Annotated in this window: 14 protein-coding genes; all 14 read right to left on the bottom strand. The window is 56.4% G+C overall.

Annotation, left to right across the window (positions count from 1 at the left end; all coding sequences use genetic code 11):
• Window positions 1-33: 33 nt before the first annotated feature.
• The 14 genes from IAI47_RS18585 to dppA all read right to left on the bottom strand — a co-directional run bounded on the left by IAI47_RS18585 (window position 34) and on the right by dppA (window position 21,743).
• On the bottom strand, window positions 34-1,323 hold the full coding sequence (locus tag IAI47_RS18585; RefSeq protein ID WP_187961160.1) for a dicarboxylate/amino acid:cation symporter: 1,290 nt from the start codon (window positions 1,321-1,323) through the stop codon (window positions 34-36).
• 225 nt (window positions 1,324-1,548) lie between these two features.
• Window positions 1,549-3,555 (bottom strand): biofilm formation regulator HmsP, encoded by a 2,007-nt coding sequence (gene hmsP, locus IAI47_RS18590; RefSeq protein ID WP_003851984.1) that lies wholly within the window; start codon window positions 3,553-3,555, stop codon window positions 1,549-1,551.
• A gap of 219 nt (window positions 3,556-3,774) precedes the next feature.
• Window positions 3,775-4,782: a glycosyl hydrolase family 8 gene (locus tag IAI47_RS18595; RefSeq protein WP_003851988.1), complete on the bottom strand. Its 1,008-nt coding sequence runs from the start codon at window positions 4,780-4,782 to the stop codon at window positions 3,775-3,777.
• Between the two features lie 8 nt (window positions 4,783-4,790).
• The gene (gene bcsD, locus IAI47_RS18600; RefSeq protein ID WP_008926419.1) at window positions 4,791-5,234 is read right to left on the bottom strand and encodes a cellulose biosynthesis protein BcsD; all 444 of its coding nucleotides are present in this window, start codon (window positions 5,232-5,234) and stop codon (window positions 4,791-4,793) included.
• The gene (locus tag IAI47_RS18605; RefSeq protein ID WP_003851991.1) at window positions 5,234-9,049 is read right to left on the bottom strand and encodes a cellulose biosynthesis protein BcsC; all 3,816 of its coding nucleotides are present in this window, start codon (window positions 9,047-9,049) and stop codon (window positions 5,234-5,236) included. Before IAI47_RS18605 ends, bcsD begins: the two co-directional genes overlap by 1 nt.
• An 11-nt stretch (window positions 9,050-9,060) precedes the next feature.
• A complete protein-coding gene (gene bcsB / locus IAI47_RS18610) occupies window positions 9,061-11,967 on the bottom strand; it encodes a cellulose biosynthesis cyclic di-GMP-binding regulatory protein BcsB (protein WP_003851992.1) in 2,907 nt (968 codons plus the stop codon).
• Window positions 11,964-14,075 carry a UDP-forming cellulose synthase catalytic subunit gene (gene bcsA, locus IAI47_RS18615; protein WP_003851993.1) on the bottom strand — a complete coding sequence of 704 codons (2,112 nt, stop codon included), beginning with the start codon at window positions 14,073-14,075 and terminating at the stop codon, window positions 11,964-11,966. Before bcsA ends, bcsB begins: the two co-directional genes overlap by 4 nt.
• Window positions 14,076-14,123: 48 nt before the next feature.
• Window positions 14,124-14,927 (bottom strand): cellulose biosynthesis protein BcsQ, encoded by an 804-nt coding sequence (bcsQ, locus tag IAI47_RS18620; protein WP_008926417.1) that lies wholly within the window; start codon window positions 14,925-14,927, stop codon window positions 14,124-14,126.
• Window positions 14,918-15,499: a cellulose biosynthesis protein BcsO gene (bcsO, locus tag IAI47_RS18625; protein ID WP_008926416.1), complete on the bottom strand. Its 582-nt coding sequence runs from the start codon at window positions 15,497-15,499 to the stop codon at window positions 14,918-14,920. Before bcsO ends, bcsQ begins: the two co-directional genes overlap by 10 nt.
• A gap of 519 nt (window positions 15,500-16,018) precedes the next feature.
• Window positions 16,019-17,041 carry a dipeptide ABC transporter ATP-binding subunit DppF gene (dppF, locus tag IAI47_RS18630; RefSeq protein WP_008926414.1) on the bottom strand — a complete coding sequence of 341 codons (1,023 nt, stop codon included), beginning with the start codon at window positions 17,039-17,041 and terminating at the stop codon, window positions 16,019-16,021.
• Window positions 17,031-18,017: a dipeptide ABC transporter ATP-binding protein gene (dppD, locus tag IAI47_RS18635; RefSeq protein ID WP_003851998.1), complete on the bottom strand. Its 987-nt coding sequence runs from the start codon at window positions 18,015-18,017 to the stop codon at window positions 17,031-17,033. The genes dppF and dppD overlap by 11 nt, the downstream gene beginning before the upstream one ends.
• A 12-nt stretch (window positions 18,018-18,029) precedes the next feature.
• Window positions 18,030-18,932 (bottom strand): dipeptide ABC transporter permease DppC, encoded by a 903-nt coding sequence (gene dppC / locus IAI47_RS18640; protein WP_003851999.1) that lies wholly within the window; start codon window positions 18,930-18,932, stop codon window positions 18,030-18,032.
• A gap of 9 nt (window positions 18,933-18,941) precedes the next feature.
• The gene (dppB, locus tag IAI47_RS18645) at window positions 18,942-19,961 is read right to left on the bottom strand and encodes a dipeptide ABC transporter permease DppB (protein ID WP_003852000.1); all 1,020 of its coding nucleotides are present in this window, start codon (window positions 19,959-19,961) and stop codon (window positions 18,942-18,944) included.
• A gap of 171 nt (window positions 19,962-20,132) precedes the next feature.
• Window positions 20,133-21,743, bottom strand: a complete 1,611-nt coding sequence (dppA, locus tag IAI47_RS18650) for a dipeptide ABC transporter periplasmic-binding protein DppA (protein WP_003852001.1) — start codon at window positions 21,741-21,743, stop codon at window positions 20,133-20,135.
• Window positions 21,744-21,921 lie beyond the last annotated feature (178 nt).

A 21,921-nucleotide genomic window follows, 5' to 3' on the forward strand; every position in this document is an offset into this window, starting at 1 on the left:
GGCATTTGTGGGGATTTAAGTTAAATTCAATGATTAAATTGAAGATTCAGTCGCTTTATTCTCTTTATTTCGGCCTGCCAGCGTATCGGTCAGCTGTTTATGATCCAGCTGGTCGACCCATTTCGCCACCACCACGGTCGCTACACCGTTACCAATCAGGTTAGTCAGCGCACGGGCTTCGGACATAAAGCGGTCAATACCGAGAATCAACGCCAGACCCGCCACCGGCAGATGGCCCACCGCAGAGAGCGTCGCCGCCAGCACGATGAATCCACTACCGGTTACCCCCGCCGCACCTTTGGAAGAGAGCAGCAGCACCACCAGCAGCGTAATCTGATGGAAGATATCCATGTGCGCATTGGTCGCCTGAGCAATAAATACCGCCGCCATGGTCAGGTAAATCGAGGTGCCGTCCAGGTTAAAGGAATAGCCGGTGGGAATCACCAGCCCGACCACCGATTTCTTGCAGCCCAGCTTCTCCATCTTATCCAGCATGCGCGGCAGCGCAGATTCGGAAGAGGAAGTCCCCAGCACAATCAGCAGCTCTTCTTTTATGTAGGCGATAAACTTGAAGATGCTGAACCCGGCAAACAGACGCGCAATCAGCCCCAGCACAATCACCACAAACAGAATACAGGTGATATAGAAACAGATAATCAGCTGGCCGAGTTGCACCAGTGAACCCACGCCGTATTTACCGATGGTGAACGCCATTGCGCCAAATGCCCCTATCGGTGCCAGACGCATGATCATGTTGATAATGCCGAAAATCACTTTTGAGAAATTTTCAATCACGTTGAAAATCAGCGTGCCGGTGTTACCCAGACGATGCAGGGCAAAACCAAACAGAATGGCAAACAGCAGTACCTGCAGAATGTTGCCGCTGGCAAAGGCGCCAATCACGCTGTTGGGGATAATATCCAGCAGGAAAGCGACGACACCCTGTTGCTCTGCCTGCTGCGCGTACATCGCCACAGCTTTGGCATCCAGCGTGGCAGGATCAACGTTCATCCCGGCACCTGGCTGCACCACGTTCACCACGATCAGGCCGATAAGCAGCGCGATGGTGCTGACAATTTCAAAATAGAGCAGCGCAACCGCACCGGTCCGTCCTACCGCTTTCATGCTTTCCATGCCAGCGATGCCGGTCACCACGGTACAGAAAATGACCGGGGCGATAATCATCTTGATTAACTTAACAAAGGCATCTCCCAGCGGCTTCATCTGGGTCCCTAACTCCGGGTGAAAATGGCCTAACAAAACGCCGATGCCAATCGCCATCAGCACCTGGAAATAAAGGCTTTTAAAAAGTGAGGTTTTCATAAACAGGTGTCCACTAACGCCGTGAGGTGATGTTGTCGGATTCGTTATTGTGACTGTCAGGCAACAGAGGTAGCGCCTGACAGTAACCCGAAAATAACACTCTGTTTACGTGATTAATACAGGGTGACAAACGCCCAGGAAACCCTGGGATCGTAATTCTGAACTGAAACGCTTCAGCAAGGGGTTTTGTAACTAAAATTCTCGCAAAATCAATGAATCAGGCAATTATTGCGGCAGTGAGGAGTTTTCAATCCACGCCTGATTAAATCGGGTCAGAGGCAGGGCTTCAGCGTAGAGATAGCCCTGCCCGATAGCGATACCGCGCGCCAGAAGCCAGTCGCGCTGCTCGGCTGTTTCCACGCCTTCGGCAATCACTTCAAGGTGGATAATCTCGGCGATAGCCGCGACGATACGGACCATTGTGTCGTCATGCGGTAGCGCCGCCACGAAGCTGCGATCCATCTTCAGCTTGTTTACCGGCAACGCTTTCAGCTGATGCAGATAGTTCAGGTTGGAGTAGCCCATGCCAAAATCATCCAGGGCCACGGCGACGCCAGTCTGCTGCAACAGGCGCAGCATCGACATCGCCTGTTCTGCATCATCAAGCTGAGCGGTCTCTGTCACTTCCAGCACCAGCGTGTCGGGTGCGATGCGGTGGCGCGTCAGCAGGGCTTGCAGATGAGAGACCACGCCGGTGTCCCGCAGTTGCACAGCGGAAATATTCACACTCAGCGGCAGCATAATGCCCTGCCGCTGCCAGCCAGCCAGAATGCGGCACGCCTCTTCAAACACCCAGCGACCTATCGCGCTAATCACGCCAATCTCTTCGGCGCTGGCAATAAATTCTTCGGTAAGACCATAACTGCCGTCTGGCTGGCGCATGCGCAACAGGGCTTCGGCGCCGGTTAACGCGCCGGTCCGCATATCGACCTGCGGTTGCAGGTAAAGCGCGAACTGATCATCATGCAGACCCTGCAGGATGTCATGCTCCTGAGTCAGACGCTTCTGCGCGCGCTCGGTCAGTGCGGCATCAAAGAACAGGATCTGATTTTTGCCCTGATGACGGGCCGACATCATCGCCGACGTCGCGCGGTCAAGCAGCTCATTCGCACTCAGCGGCTGATCCTCATGCAGCGCCAGACCGATGCTGAGATTAGGGCGCAGCTGGAGCTGATGTAGGTTAACCGGCTGATTCAGGCGAATCATCAGATTACGCGCCAGACGCAGCGCGCGGAACGGATTGCTTGCACGCTTCATTAGCAGGACAAAATCGCTGGTCCCGGTCTGCGCCAGCAAAGTATGGTCGTCCAGGGTATTACGGATCTTCTCCACCAGCGTCAGCATCAGTGTATCGCGCTGCTCATCGCTGAGTACGCCGTTAGCTTCCTGGAGGGTTTCAATGCGGATGACCATCAGACCCAGTGACTGTTCAGGCATGCGCATGCACTGATCGACCAGCGCCAGAAACAGAGTGCGGTTGGGCAGATCGGTGACGGGAAAATGGGTCGTCAGCCGGCTCATCTCATCATGGATTGACTCCAGCACCTGCTGATTGCGGTTGTAGCTACGGACCAGCATACCGATTTCATCATCGCGGTGGCTCTGCGGTAGCGACAGCTTGTGCGTCAGAATCGACTGGGGCGGCAGCTCCTGCAGTTCGCGAGAGAGATTGCGCAGCGGATGCACCACCAGCCGGTTAATGCACCAGCTGATCGCCACGGAAAGAATCAGCGCCAGCAACAGATAGGTGATAATCATGGTCGAGAGCGTGCTGAGGATAAACTGGTAGACGCGCGTCGAGTTAGCCTGCAACACCAGATAGGCCAGCGGCTTCGGCATCCCGGTATTTTCGACTGAATAGAGCGGCAGGGTAATCTGCACCGGCAGCTCAAACAGGCGGGCGACCAGACGCGGCACCGGTTTTTCCACCTCGAAATCTGCATGCAGAGCCTGGAACGCATTCGGCAGCACCACATCGGCGCGCGATAAAATACCGGCCGGTTTCAGGGAGTGAAGAATACGTTCGGCCTGAGGAATATCGGCGCGCAGCACCGCTTCCGACAGCGGCTGACGGACGGTGTGCGCGATATTCTCCATCTGCTGGGCGTAGTCAATCCTGCGCTGCTGCACAAAATGAAACAGTTGGATGACGATAAAGATACTGATGGTGATAATCGCAACCAGCGAAACTGTCGCCATCTGCTTTATCGTAAGTGACCGGCTTACGCGCAAAAATTCTCTCCTGACGATGAAAAAAGCCCAGATAGCAGACAGTACAATGCCCGCCAGTATATCCCATAAACTGACTTTTTTACCGTCTGAAAAGTCCGGCTTTTTCCCGATCGGGATTATTTAAAATCTGCGTAGGGAACCAGCGGCTGTGGCGGCCTGGCTGGATCCCCTCTCCGGCTTCCGGCAGAACAGCGGCCAGCGTCGCCATTCTGCCCGTTATCAGCGCTTCTCCTGAAACGCCTGCCAGGTCAACAGTTGCAGGCTGGCAGAAAAGTAGTTCTGATCCGCAGCCAGCTTATCGCTCAGATGGCCGGTCTCATTCAGCGTGAGGTCGCGCACCGCCAGCAGACCGCCCTCCAGATGATAAGGTGCAGGTGCATTCGCCAGCACATCGAACCAGGCGGGAGTCAGCATACGGCTATAACCCTGCCAGACGCGCTGAAACGGCACCAGCGCCAGACTGTGCGGGTCATACCACCAGATGTTCAGCGGTACGCGAATCGCGTCGTAACTGAAGCGGTTTGAGTAACCGACAGCCGGGGCAACCGAACCGTCGGCATTCAGCGCAACCCAGTCCAGCGGCAGACCGGTTTTGCCAAACCTCAGCTTACCCAGCAGCGTAAAACCATCATTAATCAGCTTATCCCAGACCTGCAGATGACTGCGCTCGCCAAACTCACGCCACGCCTGAAACAGGAAATAAGAGGGGTTAAGCACCACATAGCTGGTTTTATTGAAACCCTGCGCGCCCGGCAGCAGGACGGTATAGCCGCCAAAGTTCGTGACATCCAGCTTGATGATGGCGCGCTGAATACGGTCAGATGCCTGCTGGTAGCTCTCCACCTGCCATTTCTGAGCAGCGCGCTGCAGCGCCCAGGCCAGCAGCACATCACCATCCGAGGCGTTGTTCTTATCAGCAACCGGATTGTCACTGCCTGGCACATAGCGCCAGTAGAAGAGATCGGTCTGCGGATTACCTAACTGGGTGCGTGTCCACTGCCACAACCTGTCAAACGTGGCGCGATCATTGTTGGCTACCGCCAGCAACATGCCATAACCCTGACCTTCGGTGTGACTGACATTGTTATTGGCGGTGTCCGTGATCCGCCCTTCCGCCGTCAGAAAACGACCTTTAAACGTGTCCCAGCCGCTGGCACTCGCCTGCGCGCTGCAGGTCAGCAGTAAAACAGAGCAGATCCAGCCCATCCAGAATGGCTTACGTTTCATTTCCGATCCTATTGATATCGATAGTGCAGCGTGCTGCCATCGTTGAGTTCAAGCGTAACCGGCACAATCCTGCTGCCGCCCTGGCCCTGTAACCAGCCTGAAAACAGTCCGGCTATGACTGCGCCAAATACTGCCTGCCAGTCAGCCAGAGAATGGGTATTGTCGCCAGCCGGTAAGGCGTGATACGTCATCAGCAGCGCCGTCTCTTCCGGCTGAAGCTGCACAAAGCCCCAGTTAAATCGCGCCAGCTGTAAGTTGGCCTCGCGCTCCAGATCCTGCACGGTGCGTGACGCTGGCAAAGGATAGCGGGTCGCCAGTGATTCACCCATTTTATAAAGAAAGGCCTCCGCCTCCTGCTCACCCGCGTTGGCCACCATCCCGTCAATCATCACGCTGACCAGGTCAAACCAGCCCGGCTGATGAGGATGTGATACGCCAGAATGTTCACTCATTACTTCTCTCCAAACAGATAACGGACATAGAGCTGCGCGCTGCTTTCGTTGTAGTCACCAAAGGTGTCATAGCCCAGCTGGCCGCCAATCGTCACATCTTTGTTGAGTTTGTAGTCCGCCCCGGCGTGCAGGTTGTAGCCAATGCCGTTTTTGCTGCTACCAGAATAGTAAGCGTCTTTTACACTGCCTCTGGCGGCAAGGGCTTCCAGCTCAGATTGCAGGCTGGCATTTGCAGGGAAGTACGCGCTCTTATCCTGACTGTAGGTCTGATAACCAGCCGCACCGCCAATATTCACGTTGAGATCATCAAATTTACGTGAGAACTCTATCGGGAATGAGACCGACGCGTAGTTCTGCGGGCTGAAGTAGCCGCCCTGACCGTAACTGAAGTAGCTGAGGTTTTTCGAGAAATCCATCCACGACAGGCTCATGCCTACTTTCAGCTCGCGATCGTCACTGTGGAACGGACGGACATAAGCGCCAGCGGTTGCCTGCAGACTGTTATTGCTGGCGACATTCTCGCCAAGGTAGCTGTACGCGCCCGCGCCAGCATAGAAGCCTGCATCGCCATTGTCATAGCTTAACAGGGCGTTCGCGCCGTTCTTCGTGACGCGTCCCCAGCGTTTGCCGCTGGTTTTATCTTCTGCGCCGACGTAGGAGAGCAGGCTATCAGTAATCGCACGACGCTCACCGGTGAGGATCAGCGTCAGGAAGTCAGTGAGTTTCGGTGACCACTGCACGCCACCGACCAGTGTACTGAGATCCTGGCCCAGTGGCGTGCTGCCAATGTCCACTTTATAACTGTCGCCCTTCAGTGCCAGATTCAGCTCCACGCCAGAGGCGGTTTGCGAATCGGTAACGCCGTTCGGCAGATCATTCACCGTCGCACCGCCTGCGGCGACAACCCGGCCCTGACTCAGTGCATTGGTGCCGAAACGACGCCAGGCATCGGCTGCGCCACTACCCGCCGTGAGTGAGACCGGCGTGGCGGTAAAGTCGAGACGCGCCGTTTCAAACGGCACGGTTGAGAAGGTCAGCGGCGCTTTGGCTTCTGTCAGCTTACTGAGGCCTGACTCGCCATCACGCCCCCGCACCTGCACCATGCCCTGACTCCAGGTGCCGGTTTTCTCCTGAAGCGAATCCATCATGGTATCGACGTCGTGCAGAACCTGTGACTGATGAGAGACGGTTTCGCTGCCCGCGGCCAGATCGCCCTGCGCTGTGACGCCCGTTGCAATGCCCACAGGTGCCGCCTGCCAGGGCAGCACAGTGCCGTAGCTGGACGGCGAACGTCCCACTGGTGAGGTATTACGGTTGATAAACGGATTATCCGCCAGCGCCAGGCCGCCCACGCTCGGCACGCTGCCAGGCTGTGCACCCTGCAGGCCAATCAGCTGCCCGCGTGCTGAACGCAGATATGCCATCGCCTGCGAATGGTCGCCATTGGCTTCCGCGACTCGCGCCAGCAGCAGCAGTCGATCCGGCGTCTGCGTGGTGGTGTTGAGGCCGCGACTCAGCTCGTTAGCGCGTTGTAGATTGTTCTGCGCCAGCGCGACGTTGATGGCCCCGACGCGCGCATCCTGCGTCGGTGTATCCTGGGTCATCAGGTAGTCATAGACCACACCCGCATCCCGGTTCATCTTGCCGTCCTGGTAAAGACGGGCCATCGCAAACATCAGATCACGGTTCTGCGGATCCTGCTGTAGTGCGCCAATCAGCTTGTCATACGCCACCGCGTACTGGCGCTGCTGCCGCAGGCGATCCACTTCGTTAATGAGATAGCCGTTGCGAATACCCGCCAGCTGCGTCGGCGTACTGCGCGCCTGCAGTTCCGGGTTACTGAGGAAGCGCTGCGCCTCACTGCCGAGACCCGCCTGATTCAGCACTGCCATCTGTGCAGCATAATCGCCAGCATTGCCCTGCACGCCGCGCTGCAGGTTAGCCTGCACCACCGAAACGGCGCTGGTGAGATCGCCCGCCTGCGCCAGCTTCTGCGCCAGGTTTCCGGCATCAACCGGATTGGTCGGTGGCGTGACCGCGAGCGCTTTCAGGGTATTGGCTGCTGCTGCCGTCGCGCCCTGTGCCAGGTATTGATCGGCGGTGCTCATCTGCAGATTAAAATTCACCCGCTGCGCCAGTTCACGCATCGCCGCCGTTTTAGCATTAGCGGGAATGCGCGCCAGCAAGGCGCTGGCCTGCTGCCAGCCGCCGCTTTCGCTGGCATTGAGCGCACCAGCATACAGCTCGCTGGTGCTGGCCCCGTTGCGCATCACCGGTTGCATTACGTTGGCCGCCAGCAGCGTATCGCCCTGCTGACGATAAAGCCGCGCTAAATCGAGCCGCAGCCAGCCATCCGAGGGATAGCGCTGAACGCCCTGCTGCAACGTCGCGATGGCCGCGGCGTTGTTGCCAGCGGCAAGCTGACGCTTCGCCTGCTGACGCAACGCATCGGCTTCATTGGCCCGTGGCGTAACGCTCTGACGCACGCTGTCCGGCAGCGCGCCCAGCAGCGTACTGGCTTCGGCATTCCGATTCTGCTGACGCAGAACGTAGAAGAGTCCTTCTTTGGCGCTGCGGTTATTCGCATCGCTTTGCAGAATGCTGCGGTAAATTTGCTCTGCCTGCTGCGGTTGATTGGTGCGGCGCAGCACGTCGGCGCGGAACAGCCTGGCGGCCAGCCCTTTCTCACCGTCAGCCTGCACCAGCGGTTCACTTAAGGTCAGCGCCTGCGCAGTGTCCCCGCTTTTTAGCGCCTGCTGGGCGCTGGCCAGTTGTGCATAAAAGCGCGCATCGTCCGCCTGTTGCTGACGTGAAGCACCCTGATCGCCGCCGAGCTGTGCAGCGCGCTGCAGATAATCTGCCGCTTCCTGATAATGTCCGGCACGCTCGGCCACATAGCCCATACCCGCTAACGCATCAGCATCCTGCGGATTGGCGCCCAGCACTTTTTCAAAACTGGCCTGCGCTCCACCAACGTCACCGCTGTTCAGCGCGCTGAATCCGGCCCCTTTTTCTGCGCCACCGACATTTTTACGGTAGTAGTCGATTACCGCTGAGTCCTGCGGGTGACGCTGCTGCCAGGTCTGATAGAGTGCCGCATCTGACGGCTGAGGGCCAAGCCACAGCAGTGCCTGACGCAGTGAGCGATCGGCATCCTGATTACCACTCGCCAGCGCGCTCAGCATCTCAATGCCTTCGCGACGGGTCTGTTCCTGATAAGTCAGCGCCTTACCCAGCGCCAGCTTCGCCCCCGTATCCTGCGGGTGCTGAGCCGCAAACTGGCGCAGCGCCTCAACCGCCTGCGGCAGCAGCGTCCGGTCACCCGCCATAGTGAGATAATATTCTGCCGCGACGCTGGGTGGTGGCTCATTGCCGCTAAAGGTATTGCGCCAGGTCTGTAACGCCGCCGGAATATTGCCGCTGCGCGCTTGCTGACGCGCCAACGAAAGCTGCGCCTGTGGAATGGTCTGCAGCTGGCGTGCACTGTCCAGTTCGCCGAGGTGCGGATCGTTGGGAGAGACCTGACTAAGCCGGGCGCGATACTGCGCCGCGGCGGCATTATCGCCGCCCTGCTGTGAATAAAGTGCCAGCAGATAAAGTGCCTGGGTATTGCCGGGTTCAACCATCAGCACCTTTTGCAGCGAGGCTTTCGCCAGATCATCATGCGCTTTCTGATGCCAGTAAGAGGCCTGATCGAACAGCGCCTGCAGCGCCGGATTGGTGCTTTCCGCCGCCAGAAGCGGCGGTGACAGAGCCAGCGCGCTGCCCAGCAGCAACGCCTTACGAATACCGGCACTCAACAGATTATTTTTCATTATTATTATCCTTACTTCCTGCCGGAATCACGATCTTGCTTTGGGTTCAGACGCCGCCACGCATGACGCTTCAGCATCACCCAGGCCGCACTGCCCACCAGCGCAGAGAGCAGCATCGCCGCCAGCGCCAGCAGCACCGAATGCTGGTTGGCATACCACACCACCATCATGTACCAGGGCATTTCGCCGCTGGGGAATTGCGCCCCGACGCGGAAACTGCGAATACCGTTTTCATCGGTAATAATCGCGGTATCGCCCCGAATTCCGGCGTTAATCTGCGCCGAACTCAAGTCGTTATGCAGTCGCAGCAGCTGATCGTCGCTGGTTGCCACCGTCATCACCACCAGCCGATCGCGATTCCACGGCGATCGGTAGCTGAGGAAGCCTCGCCACGCCTCGTTGGAGGAGAAATAACGGTCGGCATCCAGCTGCTGGAGACTCCAGTCGCCCGTCAGCCAGCCGCGTAATTTTTCCAGCGTATCGGGCTCTTTCACACCAAAAGTGCTGCTCGTGGCGTCATACGGTGATGCTGCCAGCATCGCCTGATTAAAGGCGCTGTTGCCGGTCGTACTGACCGCCAGCAGATCGCTCTGTTGTAAGCGCGCCATGTTGGTGCCGCCGTTGGGCAGACCAAACAGCACCTGATTCTGCGTCAGTGCCACCCCCGTAGCGTTACCGGCACGCGCCGCCAGATCCAGCAACGTCGATAGCTCGGCATTGCTGGGCGTTTCCGGCAGCAGGAGCGTGGTCTGGCCGAAATCGGCCAGACGCGAGAACGGGAACGAGGCACCCACAAAGTAAGAGAGGTTTGGCAGCATGCTGAAGTGACGGGTATGGCTCAGATCGATCCATGAGTCCTCTTCAATCCGGCTCTTAATGTTGTTGTTCAGGAGTACACCGCAGGGCGCATCGGCTCGCGGTTTAATATTGAAGTAGAGTGCAAGCTGGTTGTCGCCATAAATCAGATAGGGTTCGAGATTCAGCTGATACTGCTCCTGACGCGCGTCACCGCCTAAACGATGCCAGACGTTTTCCAGCAGCCCGACTTTATTCACCGTCAGGTTGCGCAGGAACGTACCGTTAAGCATGACGTTGAGAAACGAGTTGTCCTCATCAATCCAGCTTTCCGACGGGAAACGATAGTGCAGGTTGACCGGCACCGTTTTTCCATCCCACAGGAACAGGTCAGGTGCAGCGCGGAAGTTAACGCGTAGCGCATCATGCCAGATGCCACTGCTGGTCAGACTCTGATCCTTACGCAGCAGTTCGCTCAGACGTACCGGTCGGTCGGTGTTAATCCAGCGTGGTGCATCGTAAGGTTTGCGGTTGCCAATGGTCTGTACAGGAACCTGCAGCTGGCTCTCATCGGTCGCGAATGGCTGCGTCGTCAGCCGGTTCGCTGCCTGACGCAACTGCTCTTCATTGTTGCCACTCACCAGCAGCAATTTGTAAACCGGGTTGTTGGGATTATCCACCACCTGCAACATCGGGCCATTACTGGCCGGGAACGTCAGGGTACCGATCCGATCGCCAGGATGACCAAACAGGATACCGTTGTTTTCCGGCAGTTCGCCGCGTACTACCGGGAAGCGGATGCCACGATAATCACTCTGAATACCGAGCCAGGAAGCGACCAGTGCCGCCGCGCTGACCGCATCGGGTGAGAGGTTACTGGCAAAGCCCATCGTGATAGTGGACGCCGTCATCCGCTGAGGATCCAGGAAGGGACGCGGAAAATTGCGCAGACTGGTACCGATATTAAGCTGCTGCCCCTCAAGGTGCAGCGAGGTCTTCGGCAGAATGGTGACCTGGTACTGCTGCGCGCTCTCTTTCTCACACAGCAATTTGTCCGCATCGTTAATTTTAAAACTCAGGTTGTTGCTCGACACCACCATCGCCGCGGGAACATCCAGCTCATAGTCACTGACGTCGCTGTCAGTGGCTCCCAGCGGCAGTGTGCCGAGTGGCTGACCATTCAGCATCAACTGCAGCGACGTATTGCGTGCGGCCAGGGCGGCAGAGACGCGCAGCGTCAGATTCAGTCGTGCATTGGTAATGACTTCATCGCTGGGCAGGGTAAAGGTGATGCCCGACTGTAACTGGCCGCCGGTCAACGTAATGCCACGTGACTGGCCCATCTGAGCCACTGAGATCGTGCTGCTGATGGGCTGATTGATGGCTGCGGTAATCGGCAGCTGCGGTTCTGCAACCGGCATCGTCGCCTGGCCTGGCGCGTAGGGCAGCGCACTGGCAGCCGCTTCCAGCGCCGGATCGGCGTTGCTCAGTCCCTGTGGCAGTGGCACCGCGGACAGCGCGCTGCTGTCCTGGGTCACGGCACCGGTGCTCGTCACGGGTGCGGCGGCCGGCGCAGAAGCCTCACCGGTCGCTGACGCCTGAGATGCTGATGTTGTATCACCAGCGGGTGCATAGGATGGGGTCGTGGCTGCTGGTGTCGCATCCGGTGCGGCACTCTGTGGCGCAGAAGCCGAAGCCGATTCTGTGGCCTGGGTAGCCGGGGCCGCTGATGGCACTGACTGCGTGGCAGACTCGCCACCGCTGACCGGGGCCGTCACCTGGGCTGAACCGGCTGTCGGCGTGGCACTATTATTCATCGGTGCCGCAGGCGCGGCATCACTGACCGGCGCCTGATTTGTCACTGGCGCACTGCCCGCTGCATTAGCTGGCTGCGAAGCAGAAACGGCATCAGGCGGTGTCGGCGCTGAACTGTTTACCGGCGCACTGGCTGCTGCATCGGCTGGCTGCATAGCAGAAACGGCACCATACGGCGTCGGCGCAGGACTGTTTAACGGGGCACTGCTGCTGTTATCAACAACTGCCGGCGTTTCCGCGCCAGCGGGCGTCAGCCATAACGCTGCGGTCAGTAAACTGGCCAGCAAAGTTTGCGTCAGGATCTTCATGCCACGCCATCCTCTTTCGCCGCCGCAGCCACCGGATCGACATTTTTACGTTTATCGTGGCGGCCCTTCCAGGTCAGCCAGAACAGCTCAAATACGGTACGGATAATGGTGCCCAGCGAAATCAGTGGGTTGTCCTGCTTATACTCCGGCTGAATCCAGGCATCCGCACGCGCCAGTACCACACGGACCAGTTCGCGGCGACGCGCCAGCGGCATCGCCTCAAAGCGCAGCCGGATACTCTCCTCATCACCGGAAATCTTACTGACCGGAATGGTGATGGCGCCGGATTTCAGCATCAGATCAATCTCTTCAATCTCATCCGTTTCATGGCGTCCATCTGGCGCGTCGAGTTGCGCACCGCCCATCGAAAGGTTGCTGGTCTGGGTGCGTGATGAAATGCCGCTGGCGTAATGAATAATCGCCGGGATTTGCACATCTACGCGGATAGTTTTACGCACCTGTTTGGTTTCGCGCGCCACGGCAATCGCCGCCATCAGAATGATCAGGCTGAAGATCGCCCAGCCAACGTTGAGTGCGATGACATAAGGATCGACGCCAAAGTAGTCATGCATCACGGCACGCACTACACCCGCCACAATTCCGATGCCCAGCAGCAGCGCCACAATCACGTGCGGACGCACGATATGGAAATCGAAGAACCCCTGATCCAGCACGCCGCCTTTATCGGTGACGTTAAACTTCCCATGTTTTGGCGACAGCAGGGTCAGGAGGGTCGGGATCACCAGATGGAAGCACATCACCGTTTCATAAATCTCACCCCAGAAGGTGTAACGGAAACGGCCATTCATGCGGGAGTTAACATAGAGCGACATGACCAGGTGCGGCAGCACGTAGGCGAAGATCAGCGACGCCGAGGAATGAATAATATTCAGGTTAAACAGCAGATAGGCCAGCGGCGCAGTCAGGAAGGCAACGCGTGGCAGACCAAACTGGAAGTGCAGCATGGCATTAAGGTAGCAAAGACGCTGCTGCCATTTCAGGCCACGACCAAACAGCGGGTTATCAACGCGGAAAATCTGCGTCATGCCGCGCGCCCAGCGGGTACGCTGAATGATATGCAGGCCCAGACGCTCGGTTGCCAGACCGGCAGCCAGCGGAATGGCCAGAAAGGCGGAGCCCCAGCCCAGGCGCTGCATTTTCAGAGCGGTATGCGCATCTTCGGTGACAGTTTCAACAGCAAAGCCGCCAATCTCTTCCAGCGCTGAACGACGGATCACCGCACAGGAGCCACAGAAGAAGGTGGCGTTCCAGTTGTCGTTACCCTGCTGAACCGGGCCATAAAAGAGTGAGCCTTCGTTTGGAATGCTGCGCGCGGCGCGCAGGTTACGCTCAAAGGGATCGGGAGAATAGAAATAGTGTGGTGTCTGCAGCAGCGCCAGCTTCGGATCTTTCAGAAACGGTCCCACCGTTGCCTGCAGAAAGGTACGGGTCGCCACGTGGTCGCAGTCAAAGATGCAAATCAGCTCACCTTTGGTGATCTTCATCGCATGGTTGAGGTTACCCGCTTTAGCATGTTTGTTGTCGTCGCGGGTGATGTACCCTACCCCGACATCTGCCGCAAAGCGGGCAAATTCGCTGCGCTTACCATCATCCAGCAGATAAACTTTAAGTTTGTCACGCGGGTAGTCGATACATTGCGCGGCCAGTACAGTGTCGCGCACCACATCCAGACTTTCATTATAGGAAGGCACATAAATATCAACCGTCGGCCACAGACTGGTATCGTCTGGCAAAGGTTCAATCGTGCGTTTTAAGGGCCACGTGGTTTGCAGGAAGCCGAGAATTAAGATCAGCCAGACGTAAAGCTCCGCCAGATATAAGCCAATCCCTAAAATAGCCTCAACTTCGGAATTAAAGTGCAGCGTCTCAGTAGTGCGCCACCAGATATAGCGGCTGGACATCAAGGCAGAGAGAATCACCATCACCACAGTTATTTTGCGGCTCTTGCTGAAACCCAATAAAAACATCATGCCAATGCTGATCAGACCAAAAATATACTGTTTCTGGCTGTCCATTGGCGTAATAATGATCACCGCGGCAACGGGTGCAAGCACCAGCAGCAGCAGGTAAAACCCGATTTTACTCATGATTCACCCTGAGAAGAGCTGTGTTAGTTAGTCGCCTGCAGCAGCCGGCTAATAGTGGTTTGTGCGGATGGGAGCCTGAACTTCGCCATTACCCACGGTGATATTTAAAATACTGCTGACACGTTTCGCGATCAGTTCAATATCAAATGCCGCTGCCGAAGCCGGGCTGAAATCATAAACAGACTGTTGGGAAGCATTGGCTTCACCCACGCTTTCATCACGGTGAACCACGCCCAGTAAGTTATCGCCCAGACGCTGCTGCATAAATGCGGTGACATCGCGATTAATATTCCGGCGGTTGTCGCACTGGTTCAGGATAAAATAGTGACCCTGCTTATTATTCAGCGGTTTACCGGTCATCCGGTTTTCTTCAATCTGCGGTAATAACGACACTGACGCGGTATCTGCTAACATCACCACTAAATGCATATCGGCCAGCGCCGTCATTGCTTTAAGGGCAGGACCGGGACCAGGCGGAAAATCAGCCACAATAACCAGACCGGGATAGTTCAGCACCGTATCCAGACCGCGCTTAATAAAGTGAGGATCTTTCATCAGGTTCTCTTCGAACCGCTCGCGCTGTGTCTCCGTCACGTCGCCATAAGGCAGGACAAAGATATTGCCGCCGGTGGTGAGGATTGACTGGCTCCAGTCCGCCTGCTCTTCTGAGCGCGCCACAAATCCACGGCCATCATGAAGTGGCACACCAAAGTGCAGACGCAATGCATTCTGCACATCAAAATCAATCGCCAGAACTTTGCTACCGGAACGTGCCAGACTCCAGGCCAGATTCGCCGCCAGCGTCGTTTTTCCCACGCCTCCCTTCGGCGAGCACACACAAACTAACGGCATAACGCAATCTTCTCCAGTAACGGTTTGAGCAAGGTTTCTTTCGGCAGAGTCACATCGCGTGAGCGGAACAGCGGGCCAAACCGTCCCGGCTCAGCATGGGGTGCAGCGGGCGTAACAACAGGCTGACGCTCCGCCGCCGTAGCATGACGGGCTGGCTCAGCACGCAATACAGCCGCAGGCTCAGCCACTTTTAGTGGCGGCGGTGGCGGAAACAGTGACGAAGAGCCACGTTCAGCCATACTGGCTGCTGGCAGGTTGCTGCCTGTCAGACTATCGAGAATCGAACTGTGAACGGCCATTGTCGGTTGGGCACTTAGCGTGGCTGGTCGTGCCGGTGCCTCAGGCGGAGGAGCCGTGAACTCATCACCGCGCAGCGGCTGAGGCTGAGGCAGGTCGATACGCTGACCGCTACCCAATGGCGCCTGCTGTTCTTCTTTCGCCAGCTGACGAATCAATGCCCATTTACTGTGTTCCGCCGCTTCCTGCGTCTGGCCAGACATATCTTTAAAGTCGATGTCGAGCGTTTGCGTTTTCTCTTTAAAACGCTGCAAATCATCGTAATTATTCTTCATTGACCGTGGCCTGCAACAAGGTGAGAATTTTCCTGGAATATAACACATCCCTCGAATGTCAGTCAGAAAAAACTGATTACAAAAAGAGCAAATTCAATAAAATAGTTTAATCATAAAGATTAAACCCTGCCGACTAAAAGCCATTCTCAGCGCACAACCCCTGATTATTAATAAGCTAAATTTAAGTTAAATTGTCTGGCTTTTTTTTAAAATTTTTCGGAAATAGCCGCTGTGGCAACGAATGGCCCAGCCAGAAGGACTCATACCACACAGCGTATTTAACAGCGACAAGGCCATTTCAGGTGCAGCAAAAAGCCGCTCGCCACCATGAGGGATTGATGGCATTTATCTTTTTCCGCTGAAAATATCACCAGAAAAAAACAGGTTAAAAGTGGTAAAGAAAACAGGAGGGAAATAATCAGAATATGAGTGTGGAACCGCCAGCGGTGCGGCTTGCCACTGAATTGAGATAAAAAAAGGCTCCAGAAAGGAGCCTTCGGCTGGAGGCAAGGTGATTGCTCAGCTGACGTTTTCTGCCACCCCAACCGGCTGATTCTCATCCTGATCAACCGCGAAGCAGGCAATTTCCTGCCCGCCATAGTTTTTCAACTTTGGCTGCAGCTGTACACAGGTGCTGAAACGCCGATGGCAGCGTGCATTAAAGGCGCAGCCTGGTGGCGGATTCAGCGGGCTTGGCAGCTCGCCGGTCAGCTTAATACGCTCACGACGGTCGTCAGGATTAAGACGCGGCGTCGCTGACAGCAAAGCCTGAGTATAAGGATGGCGCGGATTGGCGAAAATCGCCTCTTTGCTGCCCTTTTCTACGCAACGGCCGAGGTACATCACCATCACCTCATCGGCTATGTGTTCTACCACGGATAAATCGTGCGAGATAAAGACGTATGAGAGGCCCATATCCTGCTGCAGATCCATCATCAGGTTCAGCACCTGAGCACGCACCGACACGTCGAGCGCCGAAACCGGCTCATCAGCAATCAGCACGTCCGGATCGAGCATCAGCCCGCGCGCAATCGCGATACGCTGGCGCTGTCCACCGGAGAACATGTGTGGATAGCGGTCATAATGTTCAGTTTTCAGGCCGACTTTCGCCATCATCTCCAGCGTCTTCTCGCGACGTTCCGCTTTGGTAAGCGTGGTATTGATCACCAATGGCTCTTCCAGAATCTGGCTCACTTTTTTACGCGGATTGAGTGAGCCATACGGATTCTGGAACACGATCTGGATCTTCTGACGACGCAGCTTCTGCGCCTGAGGATCATGTTTCAGCAGATCCTGACCGTGCCAGTAGAGCTGCCCTTCGGTCGGGGTTTCAATCATGGTCAGCAGTCGGCCCAGCGTGGATTTACCACAGCCTGACTCGCCAACCACTGCCAGCGTTTTACCGCGTTCCAGATTAAAAGAGACGCCATCAAGTGCCTTGACCAGACGCTCCTGACCAAACAGTCCCTTCTTCACCGGGTAGTGCTTCTTCAGATCAATCGCCTGTAACAGAAACTGATCTTTCTTAATTTCATGACTCATAAGTGGGTCTCCCGGCATCGTCCAGCGGATAGTGACACTTGGACTGGCGTCCTGGAATAGTGCGCAGTTCAGGTTCTTCCTGACGACAAAGGTCAGTCGCATAAGGGCAGCGTGGATTCAGCAGACAGCCAACCGGGCGATCATACTTGCCCGGCACGACGCCCGGCAGCGAGGCCAGACGCGCTTTATCCGCCGCAAACTCTGGCAACGCGCGCAGCAGCGCCTGCGTATAGGGATGGCGCGGCGCTTTGAAAATATCGGTCGCTTTCCCGCTCTCCACCACCTGACCGGCATACATCACGATAATGTGGTGAGCCGCTTCTGCCACTAACGCCAGATCGTGCGTAATCAGAATCAGCGCCATGTTCTCCTGCCGCTGTAACTCCAGCAGCAGTTCGATGATCTGTGCCTGGATAGTCACGTCGAGCGCTGTGGTCGGCTCATCGGCGATGAGCAGCTTTGGCCGGCAGGCGATCGCCATCGCAATCATCACACGCTGGCTCATGCCGCCCGACAGCTGGTGCGGATAGACATCGAGACGTGACGCAGGATCGGGAATACCGACCTGATTCAGCAGGTCGATTGCCCGCTGACGCCGCGTGCGTTTATTGCCGCCCTGATGCACCTTGATCGCTTCCATAATCTGGAAACCCACGGTGTAGCAGGGATTCAGGCTGGTCATCGGGTCCTGAAAAATCATCGCCACTTCTGCACCCACCAGCTGGCGGCGCTCGCGTTCGGAGATGTGTTGCAGGTCGCGCTGGTTGAACTCCAGCTTCTCAGCCATCACTTTGCCGGGGAAATCGATCAGCCCCATGATCGCCAGCGAACTGACTGATTTACCGGAGCCAGACTCGCCCACGATACCCACAACCTGGCCCTGCTCTACCTGATAACTGATGCGGTCAACCGCACGGAACGGTGCTTTATCGTCGCCGAAATGCACCGATAGTTTGTCTACATTTAATAACGCCATCTCGGTGCCTCTTTACTGCTTGAGTTTCGGGTCGAGGGCATCACGCAAACCATCGCCCATCAGGTTAAATGCCAGCACGGTAAGCAGAATGACCAATCCAGGGAAGGTCACTACCCACCAGGCACTTTGCGCATACTGCAGAACGTCGGAGAGCATGGTGCCCCACTCCGGCGTTGGCGGTTGCGCACCCATACCGAGAAAGCCCAACGCCGCCATATCGAGAATGGCGTTGGAGAAACCTAATGACGCCTGCACGATAAGCGGTGCAAGGCAGTTAGGCAGAATATTCACGAACATCTGGCGCAGCATACCCGCACCGGCCACGCCGGAAGCGGTGACATAGTCGCGGTTCACTTCGACCAGCACCGCCGCGCGGGTCAGACGGATATAGTGCGGCAGTGCCACAAAGGTCAGCGCGATGGAGGCGTTGACGATTGAGGGGCCAAAGATGGCGACCAGCACCAGCGCCAGCAGCAGACTTGGCAGCGCCAGCATGATATCGACTACACGCATGATGATGGCATCGACCACGCCGCCGAGATAACCGGCCAGCAGGCCAAATATCACGCCGAAAATCAGTGACAGCACCACGACCAGACAGCCCACCAGCAGTGACAGGCGCGCACCATACATCAGACGCGACAGCACATCGCGGCCCACGTCGTCGGTGCCCAGGATGTAGCTCCAGTTACCGCCTTCCTGCCAGACCGGCGGATGCAGCAGCGCATCGCGGAACTGCTCAGCAGGTGCATGCGGGGCCAGTACATCGGCAAAGATAGCGCACAGCAATACAATGATGATGTAGACCAGGCCCACAACGGCGCCTTTGTTACGTTTAAAGTAGTGCCAGAATTCCTGGAACGGGGTCATCGGCGTGGGTGCAACGGTAACGCTGCCGGGATCAACAACAGACATGATGCCCCCTTATTTCTTGTGACGTATGCGCGGGTTAACCACGCCATACAGCAGATCAACCAGCAGGTTGACAACGATGATCAGTACTGCGGTCAGCAGCACGCCGCCCTGCACCACCGGATAGTCACGGCGCTGCAACGCTTCAATCAGCCAGCGACCCAGACCCGGCCATGAAAAGATGGTTTCGGTAAGAATCGCCCCGGCCAGCAGCGTGCCGACCTGCAGACCAATTACCGTGACCACCGGCAGCATGGCGTTTCGCAGCGCATGCACCACGATCACACGCATCCGCGTCAGGCCTTTAGCGCGCGCCGTACGGATGTAATCTTCACCCAGTACTTCAAGCATCGCCGACCGCGTCATACGCACTATCACCGCCAGCGGAATGGTGCCGAGCACGATGGCTGGCAGAATCATGTGCATGACCGCATCGTGGAAGTCGCCCGGCTCACCCCAGAAGAAGGTGTCGATGAGCATAAAGCCGGTTAATGGCATGCTGTCATCCAGGAAGACGGTATCGCCGACTCGACCGGAAACGGGTGTCAGGTTGAACTGAACCGAAACCAGCATGATCAACATGATGCCCCACCAGAAGATCGGCATGGAGTAGCCGGTCAGTGAGATTCCCACAGCGGTGTGATCGAAAATCGAACCGCGCTTCACCGCCGCCAGAACCCCTACCGGGATGCCAATGGCCACGGCAAATATCATGGCGCAGATACCGAGTTCCAGCGTCGCTTTGAAGCGCGGAACAAACTCATCCCAGACCGGGATGCGGCTTTTAAGTGAAATGCCCAGGTCGCCATGTAATACGCCGTTAATGTAGTGCAGGTACTGTTTCCACAGCGGCTGATCCAGCCCTAACAGGGCCATTAACTGTGCATGACGTTCAGGTGAAATACCGCGCTCGCCCGCCATGATCAGCACCGGATCGCCGGGGATCATGTGAACAAACGCGAAGGTGAGTAATGTAATGCCGATAAACGTTGGGATAACAAGGCCCAGACGTCGGAGTATGAACTGCAGCATAATCCGGGTTCTCTCTTGTCCGCGCGACCGTCGCCGCGAGGGTTGTTATTGCTTACATCTGACGATCGGGTAGGCCCGACCGCGACGCAGACTGGCTGCGCCTCTACCGTTTCCAGTAAAACAGGGAGATAAAACCGGGGCGACGCGCAGCCGCCCCGGAAAAGGCGACAATTATTCTTTAATGTCTACCTGAGCAAAGTAGTGTCCGCCCAGCGGATCGACTTTGTACCCGGAGACTTTCTTGCTGACCGGTTCGTATACCGTTGAGTGCGCGATCATCAGCGCCGGTACCTGGTCATGCATCACAACCTGAGCCTGTTTGTAGTACTCGATGCGCTTCGCCTGATCGGCAGTCGCACGAGCGGGCTGGATCTGGTCCTCGAAGGACTTATCACACCAGCGCGAGTAGTTAGAGCCATCTTTAGCCGCTGAACAGCTGAACAGGGTAGCCAGGAAGTTATCCGGATCCCCATTGTCACCGGTCCAGCCCATCATGACGGTCTGGTGCTCGCCCGCTTTGGCGCGCTTCAGATATTCGCCCCACTCGTAGGTGACGATTTTGGCTTTGACGCCAATCTTCGCCCAGTCACTCTGAATCATTTCAGCCATGCGGCGTGCGTTCGGGTTGTAAGGACGCTGAACCGGCATTGCCCACAGGTCGATTGAGAAACCGTCTGCCATGCCCGCTTCTTTCAGCAGCGCTTTGGCTTTCTCAGGATCGTATGCGTAGTCTTTCACCGCGTCGTTATAGCCCCACATTGTTGGTGGGATCAGGTTTTTAGCAGGCTGACCTGCACCCTGATAAACGGCGTCGATAATCGCCTTTTTGTTGACCGCCATGGTCAGTGCCTGACGTACTTTCAGGTTATCCAGCGGTTTTTTCTCAACGTTGTATGACAGATAGCCGACGTTCAGGCCCGCCTGCTCATACAGGTTGATGTTCTTGTCCTGCTTCATACGCGCAATGTCAGCCGGATTTGGATAAGGCATGACCTGGCATTCGCCCTTCTGCAGTTTGGCGTAACGCACTGAAGCATCCGGGGTAATGGAGAAGACTAAGCGATCGATTTTTGGCTTGGTGCCCCAGTAATTCGGGTTAGCTTTGTAAAGGATGCGCGAATCTTTCTGGTACTGCAGCAGCTGGAACGGACCGGTACCGACCGGGTTCAGGTCGACGTTTTGCGGGGTACCCGCTTTCAGCATGTTGTCTGCGTACTCTTTCGACAGAATCGAGGCGAAATCCATGCCGAGGTCGGCGAGGAACGGCGATTCAGGACGGGTCAGCACGAAGCGAACGGTGTTGTCGTCCACTTTCTCAATTTTGCTGATCAGCTTAGGCATATCCATGCCTTCGAAATATTCGTAGCTGCCGCCGGAGACGCCGTGATAGGCGTTGTTTTTATCCAGCTGACGCTCAAAGGTGAACACCACATCATCCGCGTTGAAGTCACGCGTCGGTTTGAAATCTTTAGTGGTCTGCCACTTCACGCCTTTGCGCAGGTGGAAGGTGTAAGTTTTACCGTCTTCGCTGACATCCCACTTCTCTGCCAGTGCAGCGTGCAGTTCGGTGGTGCCGATGGTGAACTCGACCAGTCGGTTGTAGATCTGACGTGAGCTGGCATCGTAGGTGGTGCCCGAAGTGAACAACTGCGGGTTAAAGCCTTCCGGAGAACCTTCAGAACAGTAAACGAGGGTTTTTGCCTGAACACCGGCGGCGACAGTCATAGCAATCAGGCTCAGACCGACCTTCAGCATCCCGGATTTAGCCAGGGAGTTGATCATGCGTTTGCTCCATTGTGATGTGATGTTGTGTGTATTGCCTGACCTCTGATTTTTTTATGCGGTTCAGGCGTACCACCGAACAGGTGGTTAACGCGCGCTACGATTTTTTGTTTTTTCAGATGCAGGTTATGCATTCAGAAAATTCCGTAACTGCGCATTTATTGACGCATCAATTTGT

Source organism: Pantoea sp. MT58, from assembly GCF_014495885.1.
Lineage (GTDB): Bacteria > Pseudomonadota > Gammaproteobacteria > Enterobacterales > Enterobacteriaceae > Pantoea > Pantoea eucalypti.